Source organism: Labrenzia sp. THAF82, from assembly GCF_009363435.1.
Taxonomy (GTDB): Bacteria; Pseudomonadota; Alphaproteobacteria; order Rhizobiales; family Stappiaceae; genus Roseibium; species Roseibium porphyridii.
Genome location: NZ_CP045354.1, coordinates 595,793 through 611,685 on the forward strand (window position 1 = coordinate 595,793; position 15,893 = coordinate 611,685).

Annotated in this window: 17 protein-coding genes and 2 pseudogenes; 12 read left to right on the top strand and 7 right to left on the bottom strand. The window is 56.6% G+C overall.

All coding sequences use genetic code 11. The features are described 5' to 3' along the window. Positions 1–130: 130 nt before the first annotated feature. Positions 131–439 (bottom strand): hypothetical protein, encoded by a 309-nt coding sequence (locus FIV00_RS02875; RefSeq protein WP_152499401.1) that lies wholly within the window; start codon positions 437–439, stop codon positions 131–133. Further along, a complete protein-coding gene (locus FIV00_RS02880; protein ID WP_152499402.1) occupies positions 436–1,167 on the bottom strand; it encodes a ParA family protein in 732 nt (243 codons plus the stop codon). The genes FIV00_RS02875 and FIV00_RS02880 overlap by 4 nt, the downstream gene beginning before the upstream one ends. A gap of 409 nt (positions 1,168–1,576) precedes the next feature. On the opposite strand from FIV00_RS02880, the gene FIV00_RS02885 reads away from it, so the two are divergent. The 3 genes and pseudogenes from FIV00_RS02885 (at position 1,577) to FIV00_RS02895 (ending at position 4,086) form a co-directional block, all read left to right on the top strand. Beyond that, on the top strand, positions 1,577–2,275 hold the full coding sequence (locus tag FIV00_RS02885) for a hypothetical protein (RefSeq protein ID WP_152499403.1): 699 nt from the start codon (positions 1,577–1,579) through the stop codon (positions 2,273–2,275). Continuing rightward, the gene (locus FIV00_RS02890) at positions 2,272–2,706 is read left to right on the top strand and encodes a hypothetical protein (protein ID WP_152499404.1); all 435 of its coding nucleotides are present in this window, start codon (positions 2,272–2,274) and stop codon (positions 2,704–2,706) included. The genes FIV00_RS02885 and FIV00_RS02890 overlap by 4 nt, the downstream gene beginning before the upstream one ends. 38 nt (positions 2,707–2,744) lie before the next feature. After that, positions 2,745–4,086 (top strand): annotated as a pseudogene (locus FIV00_RS02895) (IS701 family transposase). 34 nt (positions 4,087–4,120) lie between these two features. Here the strand turns inward: FIV00_RS02895 and FIV00_RS02900 are convergent. Then, positions 4,121–4,879: pseudogene (locus tag FIV00_RS02900) on the bottom strand (IS5 family transposase). A gap of 491 nt (positions 4,880–5,370) precedes the next feature. Here FIV00_RS02900 and FIV00_RS02905 point away from each other — a divergent pair. The 4 genes from FIV00_RS02905 (at position 5,371) to FIV00_RS02920 (ending at position 7,593) form a co-directional block, all read left to right on the top strand. Further along, positions 5,371–5,580: a hypothetical protein gene (locus FIV00_RS02905; protein ID WP_152499406.1), complete on the top strand. Its 210-nt coding sequence runs from the start codon at positions 5,371–5,373 to the stop codon at positions 5,578–5,580. Between the two features lie 21 nt (positions 5,581–5,601). Beyond that, positions 5,602–6,843 carry a replication initiation protein RepC gene (gene repC / locus FIV00_RS02910; RefSeq protein WP_247649396.1) on the top strand — a complete coding sequence of 414 codons (1,242 nt, stop codon included), beginning with the start codon at positions 5,602–5,604 and terminating at the stop codon, positions 6,841–6,843. Between the two features lie 91 nt (positions 6,844–6,934). Then, positions 6,935–7,183: a type II toxin-antitoxin system VapB family antitoxin gene (locus FIV00_RS02915; protein WP_152499408.1), complete on the top strand. Its 249-nt coding sequence runs from the start codon at positions 6,935–6,937 to the stop codon at positions 7,181–7,183. Continuing rightward, complete coding sequence (locus FIV00_RS02920) at positions 7,180–7,593, top strand: type II toxin-antitoxin system VapC family toxin (RefSeq protein WP_152499409.1); 414 nt, start codon at positions 7,180–7,182, stop codon at positions 7,591–7,593. The genes FIV00_RS02915 and FIV00_RS02920 overlap by 4 nt, the downstream gene beginning before the upstream one ends. Before the next feature lie 208 nt (positions 7,594–7,801). Here FIV00_RS02920 and FIV00_RS02930 read toward each other — a convergent pair whose 3' ends face one another. Continuing rightward, complete coding sequence (locus FIV00_RS02930; RefSeq protein WP_152499410.1) at positions 7,802–8,371, bottom strand: recombinase family protein; 570 nt, start codon at positions 8,369–8,371, stop codon at positions 7,802–7,804. 139 nt (positions 8,372–8,510) lie between these two features. Between FIV00_RS02930 and FIV00_RS02935 the strand changes: the two genes are divergently transcribed. Further along, complete coding sequence (locus FIV00_RS02935; RefSeq protein WP_152499411.1) at positions 8,511–11,465, top strand: Tn3 family transposase; 2,955 nt, start codon at positions 8,511–8,513, stop codon at positions 11,463–11,465. A 23-nt stretch (positions 11,466–11,488) separates the two neighbouring features. Here the strand turns inward: FIV00_RS02935 and FIV00_RS02940 are convergent, their stop codons facing one another. Further along, positions 11,489–12,178, bottom strand: a complete 690-nt coding sequence (locus FIV00_RS02940; protein ID WP_152499412.1) for an IS5 family transposase — start codon at positions 12,176–12,178, stop codon at positions 11,489–11,491. A gap of 203 nt (positions 12,179–12,381) precedes the next feature. On the opposite strand from FIV00_RS02940, the gene FIV00_RS02945 reads away from it, so the two are divergent. Beyond that, positions 12,382–12,711 carry a hypothetical protein gene (locus FIV00_RS02945; protein WP_152499413.1) on the top strand — a complete coding sequence of 110 codons (330 nt, stop codon included), beginning with the start codon at positions 12,382–12,384 and terminating at the stop codon, positions 12,709–12,711. Further along, complete coding sequence (locus tag FIV00_RS02950) at positions 12,708–12,995, top strand: hypothetical protein (RefSeq protein WP_152499414.1); 288 nt, start codon at positions 12,708–12,710, stop codon at positions 12,993–12,995. The genes FIV00_RS02945 and FIV00_RS02950 overlap by 4 nt, the downstream gene beginning before the upstream one ends. Positions 12,996–13,262: 267 nt before the next feature. Here the strand turns inward: FIV00_RS02950 and FIV00_RS02955 are convergent, their stop codons facing one another. Further along, positions 13,263–13,742 carry a DUF4411 family protein gene (locus FIV00_RS02955; RefSeq protein WP_152499415.1) on the bottom strand — a complete coding sequence of 160 codons (480 nt, stop codon included), beginning with the start codon at positions 13,740–13,742 and terminating at the stop codon, positions 13,263–13,265. Further along, the gene (locus FIV00_RS02960; RefSeq protein WP_152499416.1) at positions 13,739–14,905 is read right to left on the bottom strand and encodes an ImmA/IrrE family metallo-endopeptidase; all 1,167 of its coding nucleotides are present in this window, start codon (positions 14,903–14,905) and stop codon (positions 13,739–13,741) included. The genes FIV00_RS02955 and FIV00_RS02960 overlap by 4 nt, the downstream gene beginning before the upstream one ends. A gap of 392 nt (positions 14,906–15,297) precedes the next feature. Between FIV00_RS02960 and FIV00_RS02965 the strand changes: the two genes are divergently transcribed. Then, entirely contained in the window at positions 15,298–15,540 is a 243-nt protein-coding gene (locus FIV00_RS02965) for a hypothetical protein (protein WP_152499417.1), read from the top strand. Positions 15,541–15,564: 24 nt separating this feature from the next. Then, positions 15,565–15,873, top strand: coding sequence for an N-acetyltransferase (locus FIV00_RS02970; protein WP_152499418.1), 309 nt, complete (start codon positions 15,565–15,567; stop codon positions 15,871–15,873). Positions 15,874–15,893: the final 20 nt, after the last annotated feature.

The following is a 15,893-nucleotide window of genomic DNA, read 5'->3' on the forward strand; positions in this document are numbered from 1 at the left end:
GTATTCCGTATTAAGTGACGTTACACGAGGGCAACCACCCTAATGTGACGGGATCCTCCATGGCTCGCATCGGATATCGGGCGCTCAAGGCCGAAGCGGAACATCTTCAAGCGTTTGCCCTGCCTATTTCTCAGCGATTTTCATTGCCTAGAAGGCGCTCAATGGCTTCGCAGTAGGATAGGCCTTCTAGGTCGCAGTAAGCCTTGAGTTGGTCTATCGTGTGTTTGCGGCCGGTGACAGTAATCTTGTCCTGAGCTTCGGTGCGTTTTGGCCCCGGCTTACGGCGAGTATTAGGCTCACGAGAGACAAATCCAAGCTCTTGTCCGTTCTGAAGAACACCGGCGATGTTAGAGACCGGAACAGCAGGTTTAGCGCTGCTCTGGGGAAGCTTTAGCGTATCGACCGTTACTTTTTTTGACCCAAATCCGTAATTTGTCATGCCGCAGCCTCCTGCCCGGGAAGGTTGTTGACGACCTTTTGGGCAAATGTCTTAGCGTTCTTGATGGCCGAGGCAACGGGTTTTAACGCTCGTTCTTGCTGTGAATTGCTACTGTCCTTCACTTCGTTACTAGCCTGGTCGTACAATTCCCGCAGGAGGTACCCTTCGCGGACAATTCGAGTGTAGGGCGCACGGCGCACGATGGCCGTTTCCAGTACCGGCACATCGCCAGCTTCCATGTCCTTGCGCACGTCTTTTTCGTCGCTTGTTTGGAAAGCGGCGTTCACGCGGGTGAGGACAAGGGCGTGGCCGATGGTCTTGTTCATTGCCCGGCTGGTGCTTCGAACCAACTGAACAGCGCGGGCCGCTTGTCGGGCTTCCATCGGTGTTGGTTCGAAAGGAACAAGTACTAGGTCGGACTGGCTGATAGCGAAGGTTACGAGCGTGGATGCCGTACCCTCAAGGTCGATAATCAAGTAGTCGGCTTTGGTTTGGATGCTTTCTACCGTGTCTAGAAAGGCAGCTTCGCTGGGGAGGGGAGTTACCTGGAATGGAACTCCCCTCCTCTCGTCCTGGCGCTGTCTGGCCCATTGAACGATGTTTTGGTTGGGGTCACAGTCAAGAATGGCAACCTGGCCGCCTGCTTCGTGGATTTGTTCGGCCAGAAGCATGGCTGAAGTGGTCTTGCCGGATCCCCCTTTCGGGTTGGCAAAGGTGATGGTGAACATGGCTGGTTCCTAATTTGATTGAGAGAATCATAGACGCCAATGCTAAAAAATATCATTAACTTTGATGTTAATGATAGAGCCAATGGTAACTTTAACTCTAACGTTAAAGTTAAAGTGATTGTTGGTGTGTGCTGGATAACTGAGAGATTTGCTCTTTGTTTGCCCTGGTGGGCCGGGGAGGGTGTTTATCGATATGCTTGTTCGGCGTGCAGGCTGCCGATTCCGGACCATTGCGTACAGTGGCGTGGGACGAATTGTCTTCGGCGGTTTTTGCTAAGCTTCGGTATATTTAAAGCAACAGCAATTGGGCTTCATTAGTCGTTGCTTCGGATACGCGAAAAAGAATGTCCTTGGAGATTTGTCAACCTATGTTATCAGAAAGTTTGAAGCAGAGGAGTTCGCTACCGCCATGAGGGACGATCTATTCGGCATAGGTCTCTACACTCCGGTCGAAGCAGAAAGGCTTCTGAAGGTCCCTTCCCGCAAGATTTCTCGCTGGCTTCGCGGCCATCAGATCAAGGGCAAAGGAAACTATGAGCCGCTCTGGACGCCCGAGGTCGATCTGGAAGATGGCAAGGTCTTCTTGGGGTTTCGAGATCTTATGGAAGTGCGTGTCGCTTCTGCATTTATAGAATGCGGCCTCTCCGCTAGGCGCGTTCGTACGGCTATCGACGAAGCCCGGCGTATCATCGGTCAAGATCATCCTTTGGCAACCAACCGTTTCCGAACCGATGGCCGGGAGATTTTTCTGCATGTTATCGAAACAGGCGAGGACGGTGAACAGCGCGAGCGGCTGCTGAACCTTTTCAAGAAACAATACGAGTTCAAGGGATTTATCGAGCCCATCTTAAAAACCGTTGATCTCGGTGAGGACGGGACCCCGTCCGCGTGGTGGCCAGCTGGTCGTCGTTTTCTAATTGTTATTGACCCGGCACGAGCCTTTGGCGCCCCCATAGATTCCGCCTCATCAGTGCCGACATCTGTTTTGGCAAATGCAGCCCGCGAAATGGGCTTACGCGAGGCGGCGCGAGCATATGAAGTCAGTGAATCCTCGGTGCGTAATGCGCTAGAGTTTGAAACATCCATGGAATATCGACAAGCAGCGTGAAGGTCTTCTTCGACAATTGTACAGCGCCGGTCTTGGCTGAGACGCTAAATGCCTTTGTCCAAAAAGAGGGACTTGCTGCTTTTCACATATCAAAAGTTCCTGGGTTGCCTAACGGTCGCCACTCAAAGGATGTGGAGTGGATTGAGTTTCTTCGCAGAAACCCGCAAACGTGGATGTTCATCACAGGTGACGGACGTTTAATGAAAAACCGAGCAGAGCGGGCCGCACTTAGAAGTGCCGGGCTTCATGGATTTGTTCTCGCTCCGGGCTATCAAAAGACGCCACTCCACCAAGTTGCTGCAGCTCTAATCTGGAAATGGCCGGAGATGCTTAAACTCACAGAGTTACTCTCGCCGCCCACTATGCACGAGATACCGATCAGGATCGGAACGAAGCCTAGCCCTACTTTGGCAGGTTTTTGTGAGTTTTGATTTTGGAGGATTCCCCGACGGAGTTTTCGGTGCTTCATATAAGACCGGCTTTAGGAGGTGTCGGTCATGGATGGGAATTGGCAAAGTGATCTCGAAGGTTGGTTAGCGCCGTTTTTGGTAGCGCTTCGTCACAAGACGCGTGCCCGGATGTGCCCGGCCTATATTGAAGGTTTGATCGGTCCAGGAGACCGCAAGAGCATTCAGCCGATGGCGGAGAGGACGGGCGCAGCCAGTTACGATCAGTTTCACCATTTCATTGCGAGCAGTCCCTGGGATCCTGCTCCAGTCGAAGCCGCATTGCTCAGCGAAGCTGACCGACAGGTTGGCGGGAACGATGCATGGCTGATTATCGACGACACCGCACTGCCCAAAAAGGGGAACCACTCGGTCGGCGTGGCCCCGCAATATGCTTCGGCATTGGGGAAACGGGCGAACTGCCAGACGCTGGTATCCGTGACGCTGGCTTCGAATGAAGTGCCTGTCATGGTCGGCTTGCGGCTCTTTCTGCCGGAGAGCTGGATCTGCGATACCGCCCGGCTTGATCACGCCAGAGTTCCTGATGATGTTCGTGACTACAAGACCAAGCCCGAGATCGCCTTGGCGGAAATCGACCGGGTTCGTGCAGCAGGTGTGCGTTTTGGTTGCGTCCTTGCCGATGCCGGATATGGCTTGAGTGCTCCTTTCCGGCAGGCTTTGAGCGCACGCGGGTTGACCTGGGCCGTTGGCATCCCGTTCAAGCAAAAGGTTTATCCCGCAGACGTGAAGATGATCTTCCCTGTCGCCAAACGCGGCCGCCCGCGCCAGCGGCACATTCCCGATACAAAGTCGATCACAGCGCAGGCCATGTTGGAAACCGCAAAGTGGCAGAAGGTCAGTTGGCGGCGCGGGACCAAGGGAGCCCTTTCGGCACGCTTTGCAGCTGTGCGGGTCCGGATCGCAGACGGTCCACCTCAGCGCATTCGCGACATGGGTGCCCAGCACCTGCCGGGAGAGGAGGTCTGGGTCGTCGGCGAGCACCGCTCGACCGGCGAGCGCAAATACTATCTGTCCAACTTTCCCGCAGAAGCGACACTCAAACAACTTGCCGGCGCCATCAAGGCGCGTTGGATCTGCGAACAGGCACATCAACAGCTCAAAGAGGAACTCGGTCTGGATCACTTTGAAGGACGATCGTGGACTGGGCTTCACCGGCACGCATTAATGACGATGATCGCCTTTGCCTTCCTGCAATCCCGACGCCTTAAGCAAGCGACAGGGGAAAAAAAGAATCTCCGGACCTCCGCCGCAACCAACACTGCCTGCCGTCCGGACGGAAATCCTGAAAATCATTCAAAAACCTCCGCCCGAAAGATGCCCTCATTGCCGGAAATCTATCTTTGAGAAAAACCTGCCAAAGTAGTGCTAGGCTTCAGACTCATAACCAGTAGCATACGGTTGCCGCGAGGCAGAGGGACGGCAGAAAGTTCCTGGCATTGCGGTCATGGCGTGTTGCGATCCTGCGAAACTCCTTGAGCCTGCCGAACATCCTCTCGATAACGTTTCTGCTCTTGTAAAGGTATGGCGAGAAACAGTTTTTCCATTTGCGTGTTTTGCGGGGCGGGATATTTGGCAGCGAACTGCGCGCCTCGACGGCTCGGCGGATCCGGTCACTGTCGTAGCCTTTATCGCCATGCAGAACGCCGTTTGCCGGAACGAGCGGCAAGAGTGCCTAAGCTCCCGTGAAATCCGAGACATTGGCTCCCGTCAGGTGGAAGGCGATTGGGCGTCCCTTGTTGTCGCTCAGGGCATGGAATTTTGTTCCCGGACCACCACGAGCTCGGCCCAGGGCGTGGGCTTGAGCCCCCCTTTGCCGCTGTGGGCGACCCGGTGCGCCCGAACGGCTGTGCTTTCGATCATCACTTCCAGAACAGGACCGCCGGTTTGGGACAATGTGTCGAAGATCCCTGTCAAGACACCTTTCTCCGACCAGCGGACAAAGCGATTGTAGAGGGTTTTCCTACGGCCCGTAGACCTCCGGCGCATCGACCCGCCGACCGCCCGACTTCAGAACATGAATGATGCCACCGATCACCCGCCGGTCATCGACACGGGCCTTGCCCCGCGTGTCGGTCGGCAACAGCGACTGCAACTTCGAAAACTGCTCATCGCTGAGCCAGAACAAACTATCGGACATCGCCCAACTACTGTTTAGGAGCTTGAAGCAGACTTCAACTGATTTGCATACTCATTTTATGGGTCTGAAGCCTAAACTGGCGGCTTTGTCTGGCGAATTTGGTGCTCCGAGCAAGCGCGATGCAGATCGGCGCCTGCGGGTCGATTGAACACGTCAGTGGCCTCTTTCCACATGACATTGCGCCAATTCGGTGAATCAGGTCTATTCAACCTTGCCTCGCAAAAATGACTAGGCATGATCTGCGGTCACGCGATTCGACCCTTTTGAGAGCTGAAGCAGCCCGACGGATCTGACCCGGCAATTTCCGGCATCGCCCAGAACAGAAAGGAAAACGGAGCCCTAGAACGCAACCCGTCATCGGAACGAACCGACAACGGCAGATGCGCTTCAAGAACTTTAGCACCTTTCTTGTAGTGCATCCCCGACATTGCTGTCAATCCTGATCACCGTTTCGGTGAACCGATTTTTGTTGCCTGGTCTCAGTGAAAAACATGGACCAAGACAAATCGTTCTCACAGCGTGCGAGCGCGCGCCCTGCCGCTCGTCCGCACATCGCCAGTTTCCGCAAACTGTCCGATGGAATTCTCGCCAGCGCCACCCTGGCTGCGCACGATGACCGACCGGAGGTCGCCAAGGCGGAACTCGCCCGAACGCTCAAACGTGCAGCATCGGTCCTCGGCATCCGGCGCACGGCCTATTAGATCCTTGATATCCTGCTCGGCCTGGTCCGGCCGGAAGACTTTGCACCCGGCAAGCGTCCTGTCGTCGCGATCTCGAATGACCGCCTGATGCAATACACCGGCGCGTCTATCAAGACCGTCTCGCGCTGTTTGAAATCCCTGGTCGAAGCCGGCATCCTTGCTTATCGGGACAGCCCGACCGGTCGTCGCTATGTCTACCGGAAGAATGACGGCACGCCGGACGAGGCTTACGGGCTTGATTTCACGCCCGCCTGTTTCAATCTCGCGACCTTTGCGGTCTTGGCTGATGACTATCGGGAAGCGCTCAACCGGGAGCGCAACGCGAAGCGTGCTGTCACGCGGCTCTCCCGAGCCATCATCGATCTGGTGGAGGCAGCAGGATCGGACTTTTCAGACTATGCCACTCATGCCGAGAAGCTGGTGGCCGAGCTGCGACATGATCCGGAGGCCTGTACTGAGTGGCTTCAGGCGCTTTATGACGATGCTCTTATGGCTGTGGAAAGTCTGCGTCAGAAAACATCGGAAAAAGCCTCAAAGCAGGCTGAAATGTCCCCCGCGGGCGGTCAGAATGTCCCCCGCTTATATAATACAACCCAATCACCTTCTGTATTTATTGGTAACAAGCGGACTTGCTCTAACGAGCAAGAAGTCAACCTGAAAACTGACAACGGCTGCGCCGTTGAAATGGCTCTTGACGAAGAGCCTTGCGGAGCGGGCAGGGAAGCGCAACATCTGAATGAACAAGCGGAAACGTCAGAAAACAGCCGTTCCGGTAGGCGTGTGGGCGATACACTCGCTCAATCGGATACTGACGTCGCCTACGGCGCCGAGAAAGCTCCTGAAAAGGAGCAAGCGGAGCCGGGTGGGGGCAAATTGGCCTCCAAACACCCGCAGAAGCGCCCAAGTGGAGCGAATTTCCTGAGTTCTGCATCTTTGGATGCAGTTTCGATCTCCTTGCTGGAAAGCGCCTGTACGGCCGTTCAAAGCGATTTTGGACTGTCTCTGGCAAGCTGGCCGGAATTGGTGTCTGCGGCTGAAGTCATGCTGGTGGGGATAGGTCTCAGTGAACCCGCCTACGCCCAGGCTTTCGGCCGGCTTGGAAGGCAGGCTGCCGCAGCTATTCTGGCGGTCGTTGCCGAAAAGGCCTTGCGAGACCCCGAAAAGATCAGCTCGCCTGGCGGATATTTCAGGGCGTGCTGCGACCGGGCTGCGGAAGGAAAGTTGGCGCTCGCAAAGTCCCTGTTCGGTCTGGCTGCGAAATGAGCTCTGTCAGGTAAATGTGATGGCTAGCCGTCATCTGCCATCTTGATGGCAATTCGATTGTTCGCTATATTTAGAACGAAGGAGACCTCTCGTGGCTGAACCTCAACTTTCCGTACGCAGTGCCAAGGCGCGGGACCTGGCACATCGCCTTGCTCGCCGTGAACACCGTTCGATCGCCGACATCGTCGAACGTGCCCTCGAGGCATACGAAGTGCGTGAGGCCGGCAAGGAACCGGCCGCGGACTTTTACGCCCGTGTTGCAGAAAGCTCGGGCACCGATATCGATCTTGAAGAAGTGATTCGCGAAAATCGCAAAGTCCATCTGGGACCGGAGCTTTGATTTTCCTCGACACAAATGTGATCTCGGAAACGTTGAAAAAAACTCCTGAACCGGGAGTGATCGCGTGGTTGGTACGGCACGACGCAGAATTGGCGCTTTCGACGGTTGTCATCGCCGAGATAGCATTCGGTATACAGAAAATCCGGCCGGATCAGCGTGCCGATCGTCTGGAACAAGGCCTTTCAGACTGGCGGCGCAGGTTTGCCGATCGGATTTTTGGCCTGACTGAAACGGCGGCATTGGCATATGGCAACCTCATGGGCGAGGCGGCTCGCAAAGGCCGCGGAATGTCTGCGCCGGACGGAATGATTGCCGCGATCGCACGTATCAATGGCGGTCGACTGGCCACCCGCAATCTGAACGACTTCCAGACGACCGGCCTCGAGCTCATTTCGCCCTGGGAAATCTAATTCTGTCAGCAGGGCACTGCACCATGCTGAAGGAAATTGGAAGGTTTACCCCTCCGCTACAGTCAAAAGACCGGATCTGCGAGCCCGGTCGATGAGGTTCTTGACGGAAGACGGCGACCATTTCGTTCCGCCTCGCGGCGTACGCTCGTGGGCCCCATCGGAAGGTTTGTGCGTAGGATTACTCCAAGGTGGAACTTTCCGCGAACACTCATAGTGGGTTGTTGTTTCTGATCATCTTGTAAGCGGTTGATCTGCCTATGCCGAGGTGTTTTGCGGCCTGAGCGACGGATTTTCCGGCACTGACGAGATCCTGGAGGGCTGAGATTGTCTCGGGCTGCAATGGCGGCCGCCCCGGGGTGCGGCCATGCTTTCGGGCGTTGATCAGGCCATCTTTGGTGCGTTCAGAGATCAGACGGCGCTCGAAATGAGCGATGGCCCCGAAGACATGGAACACGAGTTCACCGGCAGCGGATGTCGTGTCGATCCGTTCCTCGAGACTGATCAGATTGATCTCTCTGGCCTTGAGGTCATCGACGGTTTCCAGAAGCTCTTTGAGTGAGCGTCCCAATCGATCGAGGCGGATGACGGCGAGGGTGTCGTTGGGCCGTGCCTGCTCAAGCAGGTCTGCCAAACCGGGCCGGTTGAACGTCTTGCCGGAGATCACATCCTCGAACACGCGAATAGCACCGTGCTGCAGCAACCGGTCTCTCTGGCCGGACAGGTCTTGATCGGCGGTCGAGACCCTTGCGTATCCGAGAATGTCGCCAGTGCGTGGCATGATGTCTCCAAAACGAACGGTTTGAGGACATCTTCCCAGAAGGTGGGAAATCATCCTTCCGAGTATCGATATCTGTCTATTTAATAGTCTCCATATTAAGGCGTGTCCAGAAAACTTCAATACCGTTTTGAGGACACCTATGCCCCCTCGCTCACTGCTTTCCGCCCGTGCTCGCGCAGACCTCTTCGTCATCCCGACAGACCCTGATGACCTGATACGCCATTACCTGTTTTTGCCGTCGGATCTGGACCTGATCCGCACCCGCCGTCGCGATGAAAACCGGCTTGGCCTGGCAGTCCATGTCTCTCTTCTTCGCTATCCTGGCCAAGGTTGGCGCGATGGAGTGGTATTGCCGACAGCCCTCCTGGACTGGCTTGGGGATCAACTTCATCTCTCGGCGTCACATCTTCAGAATTACGCCAGCCGCGGGGCGACACGGGCGGCGCATCAAGCTCTTGCGTTGCAGCATTTGGATCTGCCCCCGTTCTCCAAAGCGCATATGGCGATGGCAGAGGATATCGCCACGAGGGCGGCCTTCGCGACGGATCACGGCGTGAAGATTGTTGAGACGCTGGTTGCGGAGCTGCGTAAGAAGCATCTGTTGTTGCCGAGCGTGGACACGCTTGAGCGCCTTGCGCTTAAAGGGCGGGCACGCGCCCGGCGCGAGGCTGCCGCGGCGCTGTTTGATGCTCTCTCACCTGACGAACGGGTCCAGTTGCAGGCGCTCTTGGTCAAGGATCCGTTTGTCGGGCAAACGCGGCTCACATGGTTGCGGGGCTATCCGCACTCCGCCAGCCCGGCCAACATGAGCGCGCTTCTGGATCGCCTGAAATATCTGCGATCGCTGAATTTACCGCCAAACCTTGGGCACGGCCTTCACCCGGACCGGCTGCTCAAGTTTGCGCGCGAGGGCGCTGTGGCGCCTGTGAGCTTGCTGAACGATTTTGGTGAACGGAGGCGGATCGCCACGCTCGCGGCGCAGATGGCGGATTTATCCATCACACTCACCGATGCTACGATCGCCATGTTCGAGCGGCTGACAGGCCAGCTCTTCTCACGATCCCGCAATCGCCAGGAGGAGGTCTGGCGCATGGGCAAGACCAAGGTTGGCAAACTGATGCAGCTCTTCGGCGCGTCCATTGATGCCATGGCCCGCGCACAAGATTTGGGGCAAGATCCCTTTGCTGCGTTGGATGCGGATGTCGGGTGGGAACCACTCTTGGGCAAGCGTGACGAAATCGCTGGCTTTGGGGAGCTGGCAACCAGTGATCCGCTCGCGCTGGCGGCGGAACGCTATACCTATATGCGCAAGTTCGCTCCTGCCTTCCTTGATGCGTTCGAGTTCAAGGCTTCCGACGCAGGGGATGACCTCAAGGACGCAATCACCTTGCTGCGCGACCAGAACCGCACAGGCAAACGCAAGTTGCCCGACGATCCACCGATGCCGTTTGCGGCCAAGCATTGGCAGTCGCTGATCATCCAGGATGGTCAGCCACAACGGCGCGTGTATGAGACCGCCGTTGTCTCAACCTTGCGAGAGCGCCTGCGCGCCGGGGGTGTTTGGGTCGACGGCAGTCGAGAATATCGGCGGTTCGACAGCTACCTGAAGCCCAGGGACACAGCCGAAATCATCATGCGGGATGCGGGCTTCGAAACCGATCCAGACGCATGGTTGTCTGACCGGCGAGCAACGATGGCGAATCGCCTTGAGCAGGTGGAACGTGCCCTGAAGCACAATGCGCTCCCTGGTGCCCGCATTGAACGCGGGCGGTTGAAGATTACGCCGCATGACGCGGTCACACCGCCCGCTGCTGTTCGCTTGGAACGGGCGATCGATGCCGTGATGCCGCGCATCCGCATCACGGAATTGCTCTGGGAGGTGGATGCGCAGACCGGGTTCCTCAATGCCTTCACCGACCTGCGGTCTGGCAAGCAGCATGATGAACCCGCAGCCGTTCTGGCTACGATCCTGGTCGGGGCCACCAATCTTGGTCTGGAACGGATGGCACATGCTTCATCGCGCATCAGCCATGCGCAGTTGACCTGGGCGCAGACATGGTACCTTCGGCCGGAGACATTCGCGGATGCCCTGGGCCGCATTGTCGATGCCCATCATAGTCTGCCCTTTGCGCAGCACTGGGGCACGGCGGAGCACAGCTCATCGGATGGGCAGTTCTTCGCGGCCAGTCGCGGCAGCGGGCTCATCAACGCCAAATATGGACCAGATCCCGGTCTGAAGATCTACTCCTTCTTGTCGGGTCAGTACGGATCATTCCATTCCAATGTCATCGGCGCGACCGCAGGCGAAGCCCCCTTCGTGCTTGATAGCCTCCTGAGCAACCCAGCCAGCTTTGACCCGCTTGTGCATTACACCGATACCGGCGGCGTGTCGGACCACGTCTTCGCCCTGTTCCATCTCTTGGGGATGACGTTTGCCCCGCGCTTGCGCGACTTTCCCGATCGGCGGCTGGCATGCTTCGGAAGCACGAAGGCATGGCCCACCCTGGCCCCCCTCATCGGGAAGCCCATCAACGAAGAGGTGATCCGGCAGCATTGGGGCGACATCATGCGGCTCGCGGCCAGCATCCGCGACAAGTCTCTGAAACCGTCTGAAATCTTGCGCAAGCTTGGAGCGTACCGCCAGCAAAACCGGCTCTACCTTGCTTTGGGTGAAATCGGCCGGATCGAGCGCACGCTCTTCATGCTCGACTGGATCGAAAATGCCGACCTGCGCATGGAATGCCACGCAGGCCTCAACAAGAGTGAAGCGCGACACTCGCTGGCGCGGGCCGTCTTTGCCCACTCACAAGGGCGTATTCATGATAGCTCTGAAGCCGCCCAACAGAAGCGGGCCATGGCGCTCAACCTCGTCATCACCGCCATCACGTTCTGGAACACGCTCTACATGGACAAGGCCGCCAAGCACCTCGCGCAAACCAGCCCGCTCTACGATGCCAAGCTGCTTGCCCACACATCACCCCTCGGGTGGGAGCATGTCAGCCTATCCGGCGATTTCGATTGGCATTCTGGAGCCGCAGACCGCAAAATTGCGCGACCCCTGAACATCAGGCCAGCCAGAGACTGGGGAACCTGATTGTGTTCGCGGATAGTTCTTCCTTAGAGTAATCCTACGCACAAACCTTCCGATGGGGCCATCTCGGTCCGAGTGGCAGCCCCGTCATAGGCACCATCTGCAAGAAAGCGGTGCACGGGTTCGTCAATCTGGTCCAAAAGATTCGGCACGGTCGATGGATCACCGATGTCGTCTGTCGTCAGCTCACTGCATTCGATCTGACCTGTCTCCAGATCCAGCCCCAGGTGAAGCTTGCGCCACGAGCGGCGCTTGGACGTCTTGCCGTGCTTGGTTTCCAGCCATTCCCCGGCCCCAAAGACCTTCAGGCCGGTGCTGTCCAATACCAGGTCAAGGGATACTGGCGTCTCCGATCTTACCCGCGGCAAAGGCTCAAGCCCGCCGGCTCGGCGCGAGAGCGTGGTAAAGTCGGGAACGTCCAGTTCCAGCTTCATCAGCCTGAACACAGAGCGCAGGAACCCTTGGGTTTGCCGCAGGGCCAAATGGAAAACGATCCGGAGCTCCAGACAAGCCGTGATCGCCAGATCGGAGTATGTCCCCGGCCGACCCCGCTTGCCGGTGTGTGCCACGCCCCAGTTATGCGCCACGCTCTCATCAACCCAGACCGTGACATCCCCGCGCTGGCGCATGCTCTCATTATACTCGGGCCAGTTCGTCACACGATGCTTGGATTTCGCAAACTTGTGGCGGCGGGAGGCGTGGTGTTTGAACGGCATTCACAAAACTTCACAAGGGACACAACAACGCCGAGCAAGTAGGGCACAAATCAGATTAATGCAACAACGCCGACTACCACCGCCAGCACAAACAATTTGTCTTCATAGACCTTGAGGGGACGGCTAACCGCTTAATGTCCCGGGCGTTATTCCGCTCTCACCTGGTTATAATTCCAATTCAGGCCAGTCCTACGGACGCGGAATTGGCAGCCCGCGCTATTCATCTCATCAAAGACGAGGGTGAATCCTTTGACAAGGTAATTCCCTACCGCGTCCTATTCACCCGAACTTCACAAGCTATTCCCACGAAACTGGAAAAGGCTATTCTCGCGCAACTCAAGGGCGGCGACATCCCGCATTTTACGACACATCTAAACGAGCGAGCGGCCTTCAAAAGCATGTTCTATCATCAACTGGATCTGCAAGAGCTGAATCAAACTGAAGTGAACGGGCTGCCACAAGCACGCGACAACGCCCTTCGTCTAACGGAAGAACTTGTGAACCTTGTCGCCGACCAGGAGGTCGCCGCATGAAAGATCTAGGATTCCAGAGCCGCCTTGCGACTATCAGGCCAGACAGCAAGAAAGATAAAGATACTGTCCCGGACCATGCTATTGACCAGGTAGCCGAACGTCACGGTTTTTTACCTCGTGAACCTGTCAAAAAGATCGTTCGCCGAAAAGAAGCAGAGCCATCTGCTAAGCTCAACATTCGCCCACCAGTTTCAGTTTATAATCGCTTTGTCGCGTGGGCGATCGAAAATCGGCTGAGCTACCCAGAAGCTCTAAAAGAGCTAATGGATCGAGCGAAAATCTAGCCTTTCTATTTGTAGCGACTTGCAATCCGAGCCATGGATAAATGCAAGTCGCTACAGCTACAGGTAGGGAAGTTATCGACATTCTTGTGCGCTGTGCGTGTAGTCGCTTTCGGCCCTCAGCAGTCATTCAAGGTGAGTGCAATGCCACACCACAGCGTCACCGAAACCGCCATTCATTCCGGCCGCAGCATTCCCACTGATCCGAGGTCAGTAGGGCGGGACCGAGGCGCCCGTTCGCTGCGTCCAATCCGATTGTCAGTAATCGGCTCAGAAATATACGCCGTGCTGCCGGAGCATTTGATAGGGCGTTATCGTCGAAATCCCATGCGCGTTGGCAGCGTCTGGGATCTTTATCTTGCTTTTCGCCGCCGGAGCGCCGACTTCGAGCGTGACTATCTGGTGCCCTCCAAGCATTGCGTAAGCCACCAGATAAGAGTCGGCCTTGCCTAGGAACTCGGCGACCGCCGCAGGGGTGTACCCATTAGAGCCCGCCCATGTCGCGACCTGCGCCATGGTGTTCGTAACCGCAGAGTCATCAGGCATGAAAATGTCGGAACCGTGCATGTCGATCCAGTTCCGAATTTGATCGTCCTTCTGTCGAAGCTCCCGCTTCACCGGGGAAATGCTTTTAACGTCACCCGTGGCTGCCGCTTGAGCGATCCACGACCAGTAGCTGCCGCAAATATCGAACGCGTAATACGTCATCGCAGGCGTGAGGAATGTGTTGGAGTCCGGAAGCAGGGTCAACTTGTCACTCCAAGGTGCCGAGCTTCCTGCCGGAAGGTGGTCGAATTCTTGATATTTAGAAGTTCAAACGCATCGCCCATGAGCATCTGGCCTTCGAGCGCCGCCGAGATAACTGCGGATGCGAAGTGGGGGTCAACACGGGCGCCCATCGTATTGTAGAAATCCCCGCCGCTGGATTTCTTCTGTTTGGCTTTCCTCTTGAGAAAGTCCAGCTCGGCGTCATAGGCATCCTGGAAATCGTCATAAGACAGGCGTCCCAGATCCTTCATGCGGCGGAGTGCAACCAGCGTGCTTACCCTGAAGGTCCGCGCAATCATCGCCTTTGCCTGGTCAACATCCCACGGCAGGTCCATATTGGATAGCTGCGCCATCGGAACAAGAACCTCAGCCGCAACCGCATTACAGAAGCGCTCCACCCTGGAATCGGGACCAAGCTGCTCAGGCAAGTCGTCAACGGCGCTATTGCTCACACCGTCCTCGCCGATCCAAATATGGGCGAGTTCGTGCGCGAGCGTGAAGATTTGCCCGGACTTGGTATCTGCACCATTGATAAACACCAGCGGGGCGAAGGGATCGGCAATCGCAAATCCCCTGAACTCTCGGGGGTTTAAGGGGCGATGGGTATTATTTCCGACCACGCCGTTGATCATCACCAGAACACCTGCCTCGCGCGCGAGTGCGATGAACTGACGTAAGAACTCTTCCCAAGTCGCCGCTTCGTTGCGGCTTCCGACTTCGAGCTTCAAAACTGTCCGGATGTGCCCCGCCACTACTGCGGGTTGATCGCCAACGTCGACTGCGCCGACGAAGGGAAGAGTGTCGGCACGAGAACCGGCAACATGTTCACGATACAACCTCTGTCGCCGCTGGCAGATATGGATCGTGTCGATCAACTCCGTGCTAGGTCTTTGAACCACGCCGTCCGCCATACGCCTGAAGTCTGGAAGCGGCAGCTTCTCCTCCGGCGGCTCCCGAAGGAAAAACATACCCACAGGCAGTTGAAGGATGCTGGCAAGGGTTTCGAGCTGCTGGAACGTAGGGCCGCCTTGCCCGTCCAGCCAGAATGGATATTTCTTGAAGCGCTTAGACAGAGTTTCAAACGGCACGCCGGCGCGCTCTCGCGCCCACTCCAGGACGTCAGGCGATATTGTTACCTGTGCCATATGATACTGCTCTCTGCTTCCTAGCTTCACTATGTGAGCTTAGCCACGGGAGTGTAAATAAAAATATTCGCGCGCTACATATACGGGCAAGGCCCCGCCGACAATGCCAACTGCGGCTGGGATCCGGTCATCCGAAAGTGGGTACTTTGCTACCCGCATTCTCCCCGGCGGCGAGCGTCAGCTAATGGGCTATTCGCGCCCGAAGGCATGGCGCTAGACCGCGCTCACCGAATGACCGCTTATTATACCGCCGAGCTTACCATGCCGCGCTGCCGCATGTCTGCTACCCGCCCATCCTGGGCGTTCTACCGATTTGCAGCGAATGTCAGCTCCCGAGTCCAAGCCCGTCATTCTGAACTGACAAAACGCCGGCGCCGGAGCATATTGCCAGTATGACCAGAAATCTCACAAAAATCAGGGTGGCGGCATTGGCGGACGCAGAAGCGATCGCCAGTGTTCACGTGACTTCGTGGCAAGAAGCATATGCAGGCATCCTCCCGGATCAGATGCTGTCTGACCTGAATGTCGCGGACCGCACAAAAAGGTGGACCTCGGTCATCTTTAGGAAAGCCGGTGGTCGTGAAGGTTCAGTGTTTTTGGCCTTGAACGAGCGCAGAGCCGTGGGGTTCGTTTAGGTCGGCCCACAAAGGGATGTCGCGTTGCGCGATAAGGGTTTTACTGGCGAGATCGAAGCGCTTTACGCACTGGCAGCTGTTCAACGCAATGGCATTGGGGGGGATCTCATTCGCCAGGGTGCGCAACATCTATTGGCACTGGAGCAAAAAGCTGCCGCCTTGTGGGTCCTGGAAGACAATCATCCGGCACGCTCGTTCTACGAGACGATAGGAGCACGTGTGATTGGATTTCGCGAAGATGTGAGAACGGACGCTACATTGAACGAAGTTGCATATGGTTGGGAGGATCTCTCAAAAGATTTGCGGATCCCAGACGGGTCGCTCGTCAGCTAATGGAAGCGTTGTCCATATTG

Bases quoted from the DNA above. Each gene is read 5' to 3' on its own strand.
- FIV00_RS02875 (WP_152499401.1), bottom strand. From the start codon at position 439: ATGACAAATTACGGATTTGGGTCAAAAAAAGTAACGGTCGATACGCTA.
- FIV00_RS02880 (WP_152499402.1), bottom strand. From the start codon at position 1,167: ATGTTCACCATCACCTTTGCCAACCCGAAAGGGGGATCCGGCAAGACC.
- FIV00_RS02885 (WP_152499403.1), top strand. From the start codon at position 1,577: ATGAGGGACGATCTATTCGGCATAGGTCTCTACACTCCGGTCGAAGCA.
- FIV00_RS02905 (WP_152499406.1), top strand. From the start codon at position 5,371: ATGGACCAAGACAAATCGTTCTCACAGCGTGCGAGCGCGCGCCCTGCC.
- FIV00_RS02930 (WP_152499410.1), bottom strand. From the start codon at position 8,371: ATGCCACGCACTGGCGACATTCTCGGATACGCAAGGGTCTCGACCGCC.
- FIV00_RS02935 (WP_152499411.1), top strand. From the start codon at position 8,511: ATGCCCCCTCGCTCACTGCTTTCCGCCCGTGCTCGCGCAGACCTCTTC.
- FIV00_RS02940 (WP_152499412.1), bottom strand. From the start codon at position 12,178: ATGCCGTTCAAACACCACGCCTCCCGCCGCCACAAGTTTGCGAAATCC.
- FIV00_RS02950 (WP_152499414.1), top strand. From the start codon at position 12,708: ATGAAAGATCTAGGATTCCAGAGCCGCCTTGCGACTATCAGGCCAGAC.
- FIV00_RS02960 (WP_152499416.1), bottom strand. From the start codon at position 14,905: ATGGCACAGGTAACAATATCGCCTGACGTCCTGGAGTGGGCGCGAGAG.
- FIV00_RS02965 (WP_152499417.1), top strand. From the start codon at position 15,298: ATGACCAGAAATCTCACAAAAATCAGGGTGGCGGCATTGGCGGACGCA.